Origin of the sequence: Rhizobium sp. YTUHZ044 (assembly GCF_051123975.1) — a bacterium.
Lineage (GTDB): Bacteria > Pseudomonadota > Alphaproteobacteria > Rhizobiales > Rhizobiaceae > Rhizobium.
In genome coordinates this window covers 2,021,612-2,034,751 of the sequence record NZ_CP101426.1, presented here as the reverse complement: position 1 = coordinate 2,034,751, position 13,140 = coordinate 2,021,612, and the positions used below count along the sequence as shown (strand labels likewise).

Here is a 13,140-nt window from a genome sequence, read left to right as displayed (position 1 = left end):
CAGGCTTCGTCATGAAGCCGGAAACAGTTTTAGCGGTCGGGAATTGACGATCCCTCAAGAAGGGGAGTTAACCGCCTGCTGCGCCAATCACGAAGATTTTAGCGATCGCGCCTGCAGCCGCTCTCGCCAGATGATGAAGAGGCCGGATGCCACGATGATAAAAATGCCGATCCATTTGGAGAAATTCGGGAAATCATTGAACAGCGCATAGCCGAGCACAGTGGCCGAGATGATCTCGAAATATTGGAACGGGGCAAGCAGCGACAGCGGTGCAAGCCGGAAAGCCCGCACCACCAACATATGCGCATATCCTGAGATCGAGCCGAGGGCGACAAGCAGCGCAAGGCCGAGGCCGGAGGAGGGCAGGGAAATGGCGAAGTCCCCATTACCGGCGCTGCTGCCGACGAGAAGGGCGGCCGCCATGAAGATCGTTCCGCCGATGCCGGCCATCGTCTGCATGGTGAGCGGTGAATCAGCCTCGCCGATCGCGCGATTGAGGAAAAGATAGAGCGAGAAGAGAAAGGCGCAGGCTACCGGCAGCAGCGCCTTCAGGCCGAAAATCTCGTAACTCGGCTGGATGACGATCATCGCGCCGCCGAAACCGACGACGATTGCCATCCAGCGCCGCCAGCCGACCTTCTCTCCGAGAAACAGGGCCGACATGGCGGTCAGCATGAAGGGCTCGACGAAATAGATGGCGAAGACGTCGGCAAGCGGCATGTATTTGACGGCGACGAAGAACAGCAGGCTCGCAGCCCCGTGCAGTACGCCGCGCAGCAGATTCATCCACGGCCGCTTGGCGGAAAGCGCCTCGCGTCCAAAAATGGCAAAGAGAATCGGCAGGGTGCAGGCGATCTGGAAGAAGAAGCGGTAGAAGGTGACCTGAGCCGGCGACATCGATTCGAAGGTCGCCATGTATTTGGCGATGGCATCCATGACCGGCAGGATGAACATGGCGCCGGACATGATGGCCATGCCCTGCAGGGAATTTTCAGGGGGCTTTGACATGGCTGCCGATTCTTGTGGGAACAGCGCCCATCAATCACGGGAAAGCCGGACAAATCAAGCCCGTGAAACCGCTCAAGCGGTCAGAGATCATTCGCCGTTTCACCAAAAACCGTCTCGAAAGCGGCCCGCAGCCGGATGTCGACATCCGCCATCATGACGGGAAGGCCGAGATCGACGAGGCTGGTGACGCCATAGGCCGATATCCCGCAGGGCACGATGCCGCTGAAATGATCAAGATCGGGATCGACGTTGAGCGACAGGCCGTGGAAGGTCACCCATTTGCGCAGCCGGATGCCGAGGGCGGCAATCTTGTCTTCAGCCATCGTGCCGTCCGGCAGCAACGGCTTTTCCGGGCGGCGGACCCAGACGCCGACACGATCCTCGCGCCGCTCGCCGCGCACGTTCATCATGTCGAGCGTGAGGATGACGACCTCCTCGAGAGCGGCGACGAAGGCGCGCACGTCCTGGCGCCTGCGCTTCAGGTCGAGCATGACGTAGGCGACGCGCTGACCGGGTCCGTGATAGGTATATTCACCGCCGCGTCCCGTCGCAAAGACCGGAAAGCGGTCCGGCTGGACGAGGTCGCCCGCATTGGCGCTGGTGCCGGCGGTATAGAGCGGTGGATGCTCGACGAGCCAGACAAGCTCGTCGCCGCCTTCTCCGATCGCCGCCACCTCGCGCTCCATCGTCGCCACCGCCGCCTCATAGGCAACGAGTTCATCGGCGATGCGCCAGCGCACCGGCCGGGTGCCGAGTTTCGGGAGCATGGAGAATTCGAGATCGGTGCGAAGCATGGCCATTCCTTGCCGCCTGTCCCAAATGCCTGACGAAATAGGGGCGGCAGGAGACCTATATGGACCCGTTTTCCGGCCAATTCAAATGCCGTGAAAGGTTTTCAAAAAAACTGTCATATCGCCCTTGTGCACCCCAAATGCTTTTGCTACATGCTGCCCCGCCGACGCAAATCGGCATCTACCACGATGCGGTCGTGGCGGAATTGGTAGACGCGCAGCGTTGAGGTCGCTGTGGGGCAACCCGTGGAAGTTCGAGTCTTCTCGACCGCACCAGATTATTAAAAAACCCTCGTGACCATTTGGTTCCACGAGGTTTTTTTATGTCTTGATTTTCCCAGATATACGCGAGAGTGCCGCGACGCAGGAAATCAGCGCGTCCCCGGCCACGGCACCGGACAGCTGAACAGAAAAAAGGGCCGACTGCGGCCCTTTCGTCCCGATCGTCTGTTGTGGCCGATCAATGCGTTGCGCGGCAGGCTTCGGTGCGCGAGGCGCCGCTGTCGGCACCTTTGGTATGGGAGCCGCTCGGGCCGATCATGCTGTGGCACGGGGGCAGGGTCTTGATGCTTGCGGTCGCGGTCTTGTCGATCGCCGGGTTCGTCATGGCAACCGGGGCGAAGCCGTCGCTGTCATTGGTGTAGTCGCTGGAATAGGCCGGAGCCTTGTGGTTGTTGCCATAGTGCACGGGGGCAGGCTGCGCCATCTTTGAGGGCGCAAAGCCATCGCTGTCGTTGGTATAATCATCGGAATAAGTCGGCTGAGCGAAGGCAGCGCCGGCAAGGCTGACGGCAAACAGGGACGCGGCGAGGGCAAATCTGATGCGCATGGTACTTCTCCTCAATCTGTTGTTGCATTCAACAACATAAACCATCCCCGGCAGCTAGGATTTCGCGCGCCAATTGCGGCAATATTGTGAACGGAAGTTGGCCGATTCACTGCCTTTTCTTCAAATGAAATCACGGTGTTGTCAATGACCGTGACGCTTCCGTTACGGCAGCCACCGGACCAAATGGACGGCAGACTGCCTGCTCATGCTGCAATCGCAAATTGTTAACTTTTGGTAATGTGAGGTAAGACCGGACGGGAGGCGACGCCGCCTCCGTTCAATGATAACCATGGGCGTCACAGATCAGTCCTCGTTCGGGATATGCGCGTCAACCCCGGTCAGCTGCAGCTTATTGCGAACATGGTGGACGCCGTCGACCGAAAGCGCGCCGAGCTCGACCTTGCGCGCAATGCCGATCGTCTCGACCGAGCCTTCGAGAGTGATGACGTGACCGTCCGCATGAACCTCGATACTGTTGATATCGACCTCGGGAATGTTTTCGAGAGCGTCGTTCACCCGCGCCTCGAGCTCGTCGCTTTCATCGCGATCGATCATACCGGCGCGCAATGAATCCTTCAGGCGGTTCTCGTTGCCGTCTCGGTCTGTGCCATCGACTCGGAACCCTGTGTTGGGATCGCTGTCGAAATTTGCCGCAGTCTCGCCATAGGGACGGTTTGCCGGGTCGCTGGCAGCGGTGCCATCGGCATAAGGCCAGCCATCATCGAGATTGCGTTCCTCGAGGTCGCGATAATCTTCTTCACGGGAAAGCTCGGGGGCCTCGCGTGAAATCGGGGTCTTGTCACCGATCCTTGCCATTATAGTCGCTCCTAGTTTCTCTCGTGACAACGCCGACAGGGGCGAATGGTTCGGTGTGGCGGTGCGATTTGTCAGCCTTGGGTTTTCTCCCATTTTTTGACGAGGCGTTCGCGTTTCAGCCGCGAAAGCCGCTGCAGCCAGAAGATACCGTCGAGCTGGTCCACCTCGTGCTGGACGCAGATGGCGAGGAAACCTTCGGCGGTCTCCTCGTGCACGACGCCGCCGGGATCCTGATAGCGAAAGCGGATCGCCCGTGGGCGCGTGAGCTCTTCGGTCGCGCCGGGCATGGAGACGCTACCCTCGGCATGGTTCATCGTCTCCTGCGACCTCCAGGTAATCTGCGGATTGACGTAGAGGCGCGCACTGTCGGCCCGGTCGAGCTCCAGCACTGTCACACGGAGGAAGACGCCGACATGGGCGGCGGTGATGCCGACGCCGGGGGCTGCGCGCATCGTCGCCAGCAGGTCGTCGGCGAGCGCTGCCAGCGACGTATCGAAGACCGTCACCGGTTCGCAGACGGTCTTCAGGCCCGGATGCGGATAGCGCAGGATCGGACGGATGGGCATGAGGCAGGCTCCCCTCTGTTTGAGCGGCGGGGAAACTATCGCCGGCCGCAGACATTGTCATCACGAAGCACGGTTGGCGCTTTACGACAAGGATGCTTTGAGCTAGCAGGGGCCAAGAATTCCGGCTGCGGGCGCTTCGCGCGGGATTCGCTTATCCGCTTGTTGACAATGTGTTTTCGGCCGACATTTGCGAATGCGATGCGGTAATCGTTGAAATTCGAACCAGGTGCGAGGGCGGCAGATGACCACGACCGATGGGGAAGACCGCATCCGCCGGCGCGATGACGAGGAAGCGGATATCTACGACGAGGACGGCAATGTCCGCGGCGATTTCCTGGCGCTCGTTGGTGCGGCGATCGCCGATCGTGATACGCTGTTCCTGCGTGGGAATGTCGCCCGCCTGCATGAATCCGAAATAGGCGACCTGCTCGAATCCATCCAGCCGGATCAGCGCCTGGCGCTTGTGCGCCTGCTCGGCGAAGATTTCGACATGACGGCGCTGACCGAGGTCGACGAGGCGATCCGCCGCGAGATCGTCGACCAAATGCCGAACGAACAGATCGCAGCGGCGATCGGCGAGCTCGATTCGGATGACGCCGTTTACATTCTCGAAGACCTCGACAAGGAGGACCGGGAAGAAATCCTCGCCCAGATGCCGTTTACCGAGCGGGTGCGGCTGCGCCGGGCGCTCGACTATCCCGAAAGCTCGGCCGGCCGCCGCATGCAGACCGAGTTCGTCGCCGTACCGCCATTCTGGACGGTAGGGCAGACGATCGACTACATGCGCGACGAGGAGGATCTGCCCTATTCCTTCTCGCAGATCTTCGTCATCGATCCGACCTTCAAGCTGCTCGGCGCCGTCGATCTCGACCAGATCCTGCGCACCAAGCGGCAGACGAAAATCGAGCAGATCATGCGGGAGACCAACCATCCGGTTCCCGCCGAGATGGATCAGGAGGAGGCCGCCCAGCTCTTCGAACAATATGACCTGCTCTCGGCTGCCGTCGTCGACGAGAACGGCCGGCTAGTCGGCGTGCTGACGATCGACGACGTCGTCGACGTCATCCACGAAGAGGCGGACGAGGACATCAAGCGCCTCGGCGGCGTCGGCGATGAAGAACTGTCGGACAACGTGATCTCGACGGCGCGATCGCGTTTCCTTTGGCTTCTGATCAATCTCGGCACGGCGATGCTGTCGGCGAGCGTCATCGGCCTGTTCGACGCCTCGATCGAGAAAATGATCGCGCTGGCGGTGCTGATGCCGATCGTCGCCTCGATGGGCGGCAATGCCGGCACGCAGACGATGACGGTGACCGTGCGTGCGCTCGCCACCCGCGATCTCGACATCTACAATGCCGGCCGCATCATCCGCAGGGAGGCCGGCGTCGGCATTCTCAACGGCGCCGTCTTTGCGACGATCATGGGCGCGATCGCCGGTATCTGGTTTCACGACTATCAGCTCGGCGGGGTGATCGCGGCGGCGATGATCATCAATCTGATGGCGGCCGCGCTTGCCGGCATCCTGCTGCCGCTGCTGCTCGACAAGGTGGGAGCGGACCCGGCGATTGCCTCGTCGGTGTTCGTGACGACGGTGACCGACTGTACCGGCTTCTTCGCTTTTCTCGGCATCGCCACTTGGTGGTTCGGCATCTGACGGGCGCCGAAATTGACTATTACGTAAAAGTCAATATTATTGCCGGTTCGACGACGGGGAACACATGCCTGTGAACAAATATTATAGCATAACGGAGCTGACGCGCGAATTCGGTGTCTCGACGCGCACGCTCCGCTTCTACGAAGACGAGGGACTGATCCATCCGGAGCGGCGAGGGCGCACGCGTCTCTTCCGGCCGGCGGACCGACGGCTCATTGGAGAAATCCTGCGCGGACGGCGGATCGGCTTCACCATCGCGGAAATCCGCGAGATCATTCAGGTCTATAAGGAGCCGCCCGGCGAGCTCGGCCAGCTGAAGCTTCTGATGAAGCGCGTCGACGAGAAGCGTGAGGACCTGCGCCAGAAGCGTAAGGACATAGACGACACGCTGACGGAGCTCGACAATATCGAAGAGGCCTGCCTCGGCCGCCTCGCCGAAATCGGCGTTACCACCTGAGACTTGCCGCAAAACGTTTGCCGGTCCTTTATTGCGCCTCGGCACTGCATTCGCTGGCGATCGTCTGGACCCGCTCATCGTTTTGAAGATCGATCTTGCCGGCCTGAAGCGGTATCAGCAGCGCCTGGGCCTGCAATCTGTCGAGCGTGCACTGGCAAAAGCTGCGGCAGAGCGCTTCGCCTTGCTGCATGACGCAAGCGGAGTTGCATTGCCTAAGGTAAGTTTCGACCGGATCCGGCTGCGGCGGCGGGACGACAATGGAAAGTCCGTAAGCGATCGCGATCAGCACCGGCTGATGAATGAGGTAGAAGGCAAGGCTGTGGCGGCCAAGCTTCGCCGGCCACCAGGAGCCTGTGCTGATGGCCGCGAGCCGATGCGGCAGCCTGGTTCTGATGGCGATCAAGGCGATGCTCAAGCCAACGAAAAACGGCGTAGCCCAAGGAAACAGTGGGACGTAATCGTTGGAGCGTTGCGGCGTTTCGGCAAGCCCGATCCAGGCGAGATATCTCGGATCGAAGAAGGATGAGCGGAGCAGGCCCGGTGTGCCGAAGTTGTCGAGGATCCAGGCGCCAAGGAGCGCGACGGTGACGAGGAGCGTCAAGGCGAGCGGCAATCTGACAAAAACGATGCCGATGAGCGTGAGTACCGCGATGCAATGCAGGATGCCGAAATAGATCCAGGTGTCCGGGATTGCAATGCGGGTGGCGACCGAGATGACCGCGGCGGCCCCAGCTATCATGCCGAAACGTTTCCAGAAGGACGGCCAGCGAATCGTCGGCGTGCTGGAGAGCACCAAGCTGACGCCGACGATGAAGAGAAAGGTCGTGGCGATCGCCCGGGCATAGATCTTCAGCCAGCCGGTCTCGGCCGTGCCCGGCGCCAGATAGGCCATGAACTCCATGTCCCAGGTGAAATGGTAGCTCGCCATGGCGATCAGCGCGACGCCGCGCGCCGTATCCAATAGACCGATGCGCGGCGGTTTTGCCACCGCATCGGCGTGCATTGCCGGCATGGTCATCAAAGTCCCCTGGTCGAATCATTTCCGTCGTTCGACGGCGTGTCGCGGCGAATAGCAGAAAGGTGGAGATTTGATGGCGGGCCTGCATCCATGATCGCCAGCCGCGCCTCCGAAAAGAACTGTCGCCGGGTCAGCACGAAGATGACGGTCGCCGTCGTCAGCATGAAGACGTAAGGATTGATGAACCAGCCGAGATAGCCGATCGACAGGAAGATTGCCCTGAGACCCTCGTTGAAATTGCTGCCGGCGATGACATTCATGCGGATGACGCGCTCGGCGGCCCGCTCGGCGGCGATGATGTCGCTCTCGGCATCGCGCATCATCGGGATGGAGCCGAAAAGGATGGTGCAGTAATTGAACAGCCGATAGGACCAGCCGAACTTGAAGAAGGCATAGCCGAAAAGCGCCGCCAGTCCGCCGACCTTCATCTCGAAGGCGGCATGGCCGCCATGGAGCACGAAGGGCAGGTCGGCAAAGACGGCGTCGACCTTCTCGGTTGCGCCGAGCAGCGCGAAGCAGCTGCCGATCGCGAAGATCGAGGTCGAGGCGAAAAAGGCCGTGCCGTTCTGCAAGCCGGCCATGATCTGTGTGTCGATCATCTTCAGGTCGCGGCGTAGCGAATTGTAGATCCACTCGCGGCGCCGTTCGGTCATCGCATGCGTCAGACTGGTGCGGCCGAAGAAGGTGCGGCCCTTGAGCAGCCAGGAATAGCCCATCCAGACACAGGCAAAGAAGGCCAGAGCAATGTAGTCCGCCGTCGTCATCAGTGATTCAGTCTCCGCATGAAGTGCGGCCACCTTACATATGCATCGAAATGCTGCAATGACCGGAAGGCCGGGCCGCCGGATTTCGGCGCCTGGCGTGTCCGAAAGCACGCTGCAACGCTCTGTATCGATACATCGTACTTTCCGAAAAGCGATTCTGATATTCCGGCCGATGCGCTGAAACAGGACTATTTCGGGCCGGCTCGGCTCGAGCTTTGAATCCTGTTCCAAATTAAATAGTTAGCGCATGATACTGTCCGAAACTACTGCCGCTTTTCGGCATCGCACTCCGGGTGTATGGTCCCGGGAATGTCGCATCGGCTGCAGGCGATGTCGGTGGCCCGCGCGGGTTCGAAACCGACCTTGCTTAAGCTTACAACTTCATATTCAAAAGGCGCATCCATGTTTCTTTCGGTATTCGACGTGTTCAAGATCGGTGTCGGGCCGTCGAGCTCGCACACCATGGGTCCGATGTCGGCTGCCAACCGGTTTCTCGATCTGATCCTGTCGAATGAATGGCCACGCCCTTCATCGGGCGCGCAGGTCGCCGCGATCAAGGTCAGCCTGCATGGTTCGCTCGCTCATACCGGAATCGGCCATGGAACGGGCAGGGCCGTCATTCTCGGACTGATGGGTGAGGCGCCGGACAGTGTCGATCCCGACAGGATGGACGGCATCATCGATACCGTCGAGCGCACCGGACGCATCACCCCTGCAGACCATCCGGCCTACCAGTTCCAGCCGAAGACCGACCTGATCTTCGACAAGAAACAGCCGCTGCCGGGCCATGCCAACGGCATGATCTTTTCGGCGTTTGACAAGGACGGCCGGCTGCTCCTCAAGCGCATCTATTATTCGGTTGGCGGCGGCTTCGTCGTTACCGACACCGAGCTGGAACAGATGCGGGCGAAGAAGAATGCCACGGGCGGCGTGCGCGTCCCCTATCCCTTCTCGACCGCCAAACAGATGCTGGAGATGGCGGAGCGCTCCGGGCTTTCGATCGCGCAGATGAAGCGGGCGAACGAGGAGAGCCAGCGCAGCCAAGAGGAGCTCGATCAGGGGCTCGACCGCATCTGGGAAGCGATGCGCTCCTGCATCGAGCGCGGCCTCAAGGTCGAGGGCGTCATGCCCGGCGGCCTTAACGTCAAGCGCCGCGCCCGCCGCATTCACGACAAGCTGCAGGAGGAGTGGCGTAGCAATCGCGTCAATCCGCTGCTTGCCAATGATTGGCTCAGCGTCTATGCGATGGCCGTCAACGAGGAGAATGCCGCCGGCGGGCGCGTCGTCACCGCGCCGACCAATGGCGCGGCGGGCGTCATTCCGGCAACGATCCGTTATTATGAGCATTTCCACGAGGACTGGGACCAGAACGGCATCCGCGACTACCTGCTGACGGCAGCGGCGATCGGCGGCATCATCAAGCACAATGCGTCGATCTCTGGCGCCGAGGTCGGCTGTCAGGGCGAGGTCGGCTCGGCCGCGGCGATGGCGGCTGCAGGCCTTGCAGCCGTAATGGGCGGCACGCCGGAGCAGATCGAGAATGCCGCCGAGATCGCGCTCGAACATCATCTCGGCATGACCTGCGATCCTGTCGCAGGCCTCGTGCAGGTTCCCTGTATCGAGCGCAATGCGCTCGGCGCCGTCAAAGCCGTCACCGCGGCTTCGCTCGCCGTCAAAGGTGATGGTCAGCATTTCGTGCCGCTCGATGCCTGTATCGAGACGATGCGCCAGACTGGCCACGACATGAGCGAGAAATACAAGGAAACCTCGACCGGCGGCCTGGCTGTCAACGTCGTCGAATGCTGAGCGTGCGGACTCCTTCGCTTCACACTTGACGCCCGCCGCCAAAAGGATTTGAACGGCGGCATGGCATTGCATCTCATCAAACTCTGTGTCGGCGCCGACTCGATCGAGGACCTGCGCGAATGGGTGGCGGAGCGCTCGCTGCGCGCGATTGCCGCCGGGCTCGAACCGCATTCGGTTCACACCACGCGCATGGTGCCCAAACGCATGGAGGAGCTTCTTGACGGCGGCTCGCTCTATTGGGTGATCAAGGGGCAGGTGCAGGCGAGGCAGAGGCTGCTCGACATCGAGACGTTCACAGACGATGAAGGGATTTCACGCTGCCGTCTGATGCTCGGGCCGGAGGTCATCGAAACCGCGGTGCAGCCGAAGCGGCCTTTTCAGGGCTGGCGCTACTACACGCAGGATGACGTGCCGCCCGATCTGACGAGCTTGGGCGCCGGGATCGCCGAAATGCCCGCGGAACTGCGCCGCGAACTGACAGATCTCGGCCTGCTCTAATTCTATCGCCCAAGATACCGGTTTCGGACGACGGCATGCGGATTTCAGTGCAGACGCAGTTGCACCGGCGCGCTGCCGTCCGGCGACGTCACATGCAGATGAATGCGGGCTTCCGGCTGCGAATAGCGCCAGGCGCGGGCGCCATGGCAAAGCAGCAGATTGATGAGATCCCGGGTCTTGGCAGACTTCGCCCTCGGCCGTTGCAGACCGATTTCGGCAAGTCGCAGCGCCGCTTCGTGCAGCGGATGCAGGGATGAACGCCCTTTGGCCCCGCCGCGGCGGTCGCCTGGCATTCCCGGAACATTCTCATTGATCGCCATAGTTTTCCCCGTACGCACTACTGATCGAGTTCAAACCGATAGCCGGAAACGCAAATACCGATTCCGGCCGTTCCAGATGCCGCCGGCCTTGTCGCAGGCGGCACCGAATAGCTCATTGTGCTGCCGCCCAGCACTTGATGCCGGCCTTCTTCAAGGTCTTGCAGGCGTTGACCGCATCGCGCTGATCGTCAAAGCCGCCGAAGCGGGCGCGGTAGACCTGGTCGTTGCCTGCGCCGTAGGCGACGGCGAAGGGCTTTGCCGAGGCCAACGCCTTGCCGCCCTTGCTCTTCGCGCTCTCCAGGAGGTCCATGGCCATCTGCCGGCTCGGCGAGACGCCGACCTGGACGACCCAGCCCGCAGGCGCGGCACTTGCCGGGGTGGCGTTGGTCGAAGCGGTCGTGACGTGGTCGACGGCGGCGTTGTCCTGTGCAGCCGGTGCGACGACCGGGGCCTGCTGCTTGAAGCTCGTGGTCTTGACCTTGGTCGCAGCCGGCATCGTCTGGGCAACCAGCGGGTTCTCTGATTTCGGCGCCGATGTTTCGGTATAGGCGACTTCGGCCTCGGCCACCTGATAACGGGCATCCGGCAGCGGGCCCTTATGCGGCAGGCTGAGATCGGCGGCAGCGGCAGAAATGGGCGGCTGCGTCGCAGTGATCGTTTTTGCGACCTGTTCCGGGGCGACCTGCTGTCGGGCCTTCTGCGGCTGAACCGGAGCGGGCGTTTCGATCATTTCAGGGGCAGGGGCTGCCTGGGCCACCAGCGCCGAATTTCCGCCGCGGCTCGACGCCTTCGGCAGGTAGGTGGCGATCAGATTGCGCATCTGGGCATCGCGAGCCGGGCCGGACGTGCCGCCGAGCACGACGCTGACGATCGACTTGCCGTCGACCTGTACCGAACTCACCAGGTTGAAGCCGGCGGCGCGCGTATAACCAGTCTTGATACCGTCGACGCCGCGCACGGAGCCGACCAGCCGGTTGTGGCTGCGGATCGTGCGGGTGCCGAACTTGAAGGCGCGGGTGGAGAAATAACCGTAATATTGCGGGAAATGCTGGCGAAGGGCGATGCCGAGGCGGGCCTGGTCGCGCGCTGTCGTCATCTGCGCCGTGTTCGGCAGGCCATTGGCGTTGCGATAGGTGGTGCGCGTCATGCCGAGTGCATGCGCCTTGGCAGTCATCATCTGGGCGAAGCGGTCTTCGCTGCCGCCGAGCATCTCGGCAAGCGCGGTTGCTGCATCATTGGCCGACAGGGTGACGAGACCGAGGATGCCCTGCTCGACGGTGATGGAGCCGCCGGCGCGCACGCCAAGCTTGGTCGGCGCCTGGGCGGCCGCGTGAGCGGAGAAGGGAACCGGCGTATCGAGGCGGATGCGACCCTGCTCCAAGGCCTCGAAGGTCATATAAAGGGTCATCATCTTGGTCAGCGAGGCGGGATATTGCAGCCGATCGGCATTCTCGCTGTAGAGAACGTTGCCGGTCTTGGCGTCGACGACGATGCCCGCATATTTCGGATTGGCCGCCTCCGCGTCGGCATTGACCGAATCAACCAGGACGACCGTGAGAGCCATCGAAAGGATCGCCAGGAGCTTTGCGAAAAAGCTGCCGGACCGGGACGATGATACGGAGGAGACTGACCTTGACACTATTCCACTCTTCGCTTTGCATTTCAGATATTGGGCGGGAACCGCACACCCCCGCCGCACAGCTCGTCTTTTGAAATTACCGATTCAGCGTTACCAATCCGTTTATGATGAATCGTTTCATGCCTTCTCCGGCGGCATTTTAGGGACCTGTCACAGAACGGTTCACAAGACGCGGCTCCACAAAGAGGCGGATCGCGGCATCAATATGTTCCCAGTCGGCGAGATGGCTGCTGGAGAAGCGGTAGAGGACGCTGAGATCCTTGCCGACCTTGATGTCGCGCTGACAATCTCCGCTTGCGGCCTTGTCCTGAGTTGAAGGCAATATGCAGCGCACGACGTAGTCCGGCCCGCCTTTGACCGGTGCCGTGAGCAGCACTTCTCCGCCATAACCGGCGTCGGCGCGAAGTCGATGGAGGGTCAATCCGTCCCGGAACGGCTCGGCTGCTCCTTCGATCAGATGCGAATAGATCGGCTCCAGCCGGCCGGACATGTCGCGCGACATGGTGCTCTGAGTGATTTGCAGGAAGATGAGGCTGGAGGATTGGGCGATGTCGTCGAATCGCAGATGGTTGTCCTTGCCGTAACCCTGCATGGAGGGCCAGGCGAGGTAGAGATCGACGCGTTCGGCGGCGCCGTCATGCCTCTGGCTCGGGAAGCGTATGGTATTTTCGGGGAATTTCACGGTGTCGCGGCCGATGGTCAGCGTGATTTCTGTCGTGCTGTCGGTATTGCCGGCAAGGGAGATGTGCCGGCCGAACCAGCGGCCGGCGATGCTGATGGCGACGGTCAGGACCGCCAGGACTGATATCACCGCCATCGTGCGCAGGAGAAACCTCATGGAAAGAAGCGGCTGCTCGTCGGGTGCGCTTTGGGCGGCTTGGCTCATGGCGGTTCTTCGCGTTTCGGTCCGCCGCAGGAAGAACATGAACCGCCGGTGCCGATGATGAATCTGATCGCCATCATCGAACCGGCAG

General features: G+C 61.4%; 15 protein-coding genes and 1 tRNA gene. 6 read left to right on the top strand and 10 right to left on the bottom strand.

The features are described from left to right. Positions 1-87: 87 nt before the first annotated feature. Positions 88-1,008, bottom strand: coding sequence for a DMT family transporter (locus tag NL154_RS10140; RefSeq protein WP_210631219.1), 921 nt, complete (start codon positions 1,006-1,008; stop codon positions 88-90). 80 nt (positions 1,009-1,088) lie between these two features. After that, positions 1,089-1,808 (bottom strand): lipoyl(octanoyl) transferase LipB, encoded by a 720-nt coding sequence (lipB, locus tag NL154_RS10135; protein ID WP_221123574.1) that lies wholly within the window; start codon positions 1,806-1,808, stop codon positions 1,089-1,091. A gap of 53 nt (positions 1,809-1,861) precedes the next feature. Between lipB and NL154_RS10130 the strand changes: the two genes are divergently transcribed. Beyond that, on the top strand, positions 1,862-2,026 hold the full coding sequence (locus tag NL154_RS10130; protein ID WP_221147725.1) for a hypothetical protein: 165 nt from the start codon (positions 1,862-1,864) through the stop codon (positions 2,024-2,026). Next, positions 1,991-2,075: transfer RNA gene (locus NL154_RS10125), tRNA-Leu, on the top strand. The genes NL154_RS10130 and NL154_RS10125 overlap by 36 nt, the downstream gene beginning before the upstream one ends. A 184-nt stretch (positions 2,076-2,259) precedes the next feature. On the opposite strand, the gene NL154_RS10120 is transcribed toward NL154_RS10125, so the two are convergent. From NL154_RS10120 to NL154_RS10110, 3 genes are all read right to left on the bottom strand, one after another. Next, positions 2,260-2,628 carry a hypothetical protein gene (locus NL154_RS10120; RefSeq protein WP_210631222.1) on the bottom strand — a complete coding sequence of 123 codons (369 nt, stop codon included), beginning with the start codon at positions 2,626-2,628 and terminating at the stop codon, positions 2,260-2,262. A gap of 303 nt (positions 2,629-2,931) precedes the next feature. Next, a complete protein-coding gene (locus NL154_RS10115) occupies positions 2,932-3,444 on the bottom strand; it encodes a BON domain-containing protein (RefSeq protein WP_221147724.1) in 513 nt (170 codons plus the stop codon). Between the two features lie 71 nt (positions 3,445-3,515). Next, the gene (locus NL154_RS10110) at positions 3,516-4,010 is read right to left on the bottom strand and encodes a peptide deformylase (RefSeq protein WP_221123572.1); all 495 of its coding nucleotides are present in this window, start codon (positions 4,008-4,010) and stop codon (positions 3,516-3,518) included. A gap of 241 nt (positions 4,011-4,251) precedes the next feature. Here NL154_RS10110 and mgtE point away from each other — a divergent pair, with 241 nt between their 5' ends. Continuing rightward, positions 4,252-5,664, top strand: coding sequence for a magnesium transporter (mgtE, locus tag NL154_RS10105; RefSeq protein WP_064802760.1), 1,413 nt, complete (start codon positions 4,252-4,254; stop codon positions 5,662-5,664). Positions 5,665-5,728: 64 nt separating this feature from the next. Next, positions 5,729-6,121 (top strand): MerR family transcriptional regulator, encoded by a 393-nt coding sequence (locus tag NL154_RS10100; protein WP_011425479.1) that lies wholly within the window; start codon positions 5,729-5,731, stop codon positions 6,119-6,121. A 28-nt stretch (positions 6,122-6,149) separates the two neighbouring features. Here NL154_RS10100 and NL154_RS10095 read toward each other — a convergent pair whose 3' ends face one another. Then, positions 6,150-7,139: a heparan-alpha-glucosaminide N-acetyltransferase gene (locus NL154_RS10095; protein WP_434733988.1), complete on the bottom strand. Its 990-nt coding sequence runs from the start codon at positions 7,137-7,139 to the stop codon at positions 6,150-6,152. Next, a complete protein-coding gene (locus NL154_RS10090) occupies positions 7,139-7,903 on the bottom strand; it encodes a DUF599 domain-containing protein (RefSeq protein WP_210631226.1) in 765 nt (254 codons plus the stop codon). Before NL154_RS10090 ends, NL154_RS10095 begins: the two co-directional genes overlap by 1 nt. A gap of 402 nt (positions 7,904-8,305) precedes the next feature. On the opposite strand from NL154_RS10090, the gene NL154_RS10085 reads away from it, so the two are divergent. Then, positions 8,306-9,709: an L-serine ammonia-lyase gene (locus NL154_RS10085; protein ID WP_210631227.1), complete on the top strand. Its 1,404-nt coding sequence runs from the start codon at positions 8,306-8,308 to the stop codon at positions 9,707-9,709. Positions 9,710-9,769: 60 nt separating this feature from the next. Beyond that, a complete protein-coding gene (locus tag NL154_RS10080) occupies positions 9,770-10,207 on the top strand; it encodes a DUF1489 family protein (protein WP_210631228.1) in 438 nt (145 codons plus the stop codon). Between the two features lie 44 nt (positions 10,208-10,251). On the opposite strand, the gene NL154_RS10075 is transcribed toward NL154_RS10080, so the two are convergent. The 3 genes from NL154_RS10075 to NL154_RS10065 all read right to left on the bottom strand — a co-directional run bounded on the left by NL154_RS10075 (position 10,252) and on the right by NL154_RS10065 (position 13,091). Continuing rightward, the gene (locus NL154_RS10075) at positions 10,252-10,527 is read right to left on the bottom strand and encodes a hypothetical protein (protein ID WP_434733987.1); all 276 of its coding nucleotides are present in this window, start codon (positions 10,525-10,527) and stop codon (positions 10,252-10,254) included. Between the two features lie 112 nt (positions 10,528-10,639). Then, complete coding sequence (locus NL154_RS10070; RefSeq protein ID WP_434733986.1) at positions 10,640-12,166, bottom strand: serine hydrolase; 1,527 nt, start codon at positions 12,164-12,166, stop codon at positions 10,640-10,642. A 139-nt stretch (positions 12,167-12,305) separates the two neighbouring features. Next, positions 12,306-13,091 carry a hypothetical protein gene (locus tag NL154_RS10065; protein WP_210631231.1) on the bottom strand — a complete coding sequence of 262 codons (786 nt, stop codon included), beginning with the start codon at positions 13,089-13,091 and terminating at the stop codon, positions 12,306-12,308. Positions 13,092-13,140 lie beyond the last annotated feature (49 nt).

Excerpts from the sequence above, each read along its gene's own strand:
- NL154_RS10095 (WP_434733988.1), bottom strand. The coding sequence starts at position 7,139 with ATGACCATGCCGGCAATGCACGCCGATGCGGTGGCAAAACCGCCGCGC.
- NL154_RS10110 (WP_221123572.1), bottom strand. The coding sequence starts at position 4,010 with ATGCCCATCCGTCCGATCCTGCGCTATCCGCATCCGGGCCTGAAGACC.
- NL154_RS10120 (WP_210631222.1), bottom strand. The coding sequence starts at position 2,628 with ATGCGCATCAGATTTGCCCTCGCCGCGTCCCTGTTTGCCGTCAGCCTT.
- mgtE (WP_064802760.1), top strand. The coding sequence starts at position 4,252 with ATGACCACGACCGATGGGGAAGACCGCATCCGCCGGCGCGATGACGAG.
- NL154_RS10100 (WP_011425479.1), top strand. The coding sequence starts at position 5,729 with ATGCCTGTGAACAAATATTATAGCATAACGGAGCTGACGCGCGAATTC.
- NL154_RS10090 (WP_210631226.1), bottom strand. The coding sequence starts at position 7,903 with ATGACGACGGCGGACTACATTGCTCTGGCCTTCTTTGCCTGTGTCTGG.
- NL154_RS10080 (WP_210631228.1), top strand. The coding sequence starts at position 9,770 with ATGGCATTGCATCTCATCAAACTCTGTGTCGGCGCCGACTCGATCGAG.
- NL154_RS10130 (WP_221147725.1), top strand. The coding sequence starts at position 1,862 with ATGGACCCGTTTTCCGGCCAATTCAAATGCCGTGAAAGGTTTTCAAAA.
- NL154_RS10085 (WP_210631227.1), top strand. The coding sequence starts at position 8,306 with ATGTTTCTTTCGGTATTCGACGTGTTCAAGATCGGTGTCGGGCCGTCG.
- NL154_RS10115 (WP_221147724.1), bottom strand. The coding sequence starts at position 3,444 with ATGGCAAGGATCGGTGACAAGACCCCGATTTCACGCGAGGCCCCCGAG.
- NL154_RS10065 (WP_210631231.1), bottom strand. The coding sequence starts at position 13,091 with ATGTTCTTCCTGCGGCGGACCGAAACGCGAAGAACCGCCATGAGCCAA.
- lipB (WP_221123574.1), bottom strand. The coding sequence starts at position 1,808 with ATGGCCATGCTTCGCACCGATCTCGAATTCTCCATGCTCCCGAAACTC.
- NL154_RS10140 (WP_210631219.1), bottom strand. The coding sequence starts at position 1,008 with ATGTCAAAGCCCCCTGAAAATTCCCTGCAGGGCATGGCCATCATGTCC.
- NL154_RS10075 (WP_434733987.1), bottom strand. The coding sequence starts at position 10,527 with ATGGCGATCAATGAGAATGTTCCGGGAATGCCAGGCGACCGCCGCGGC.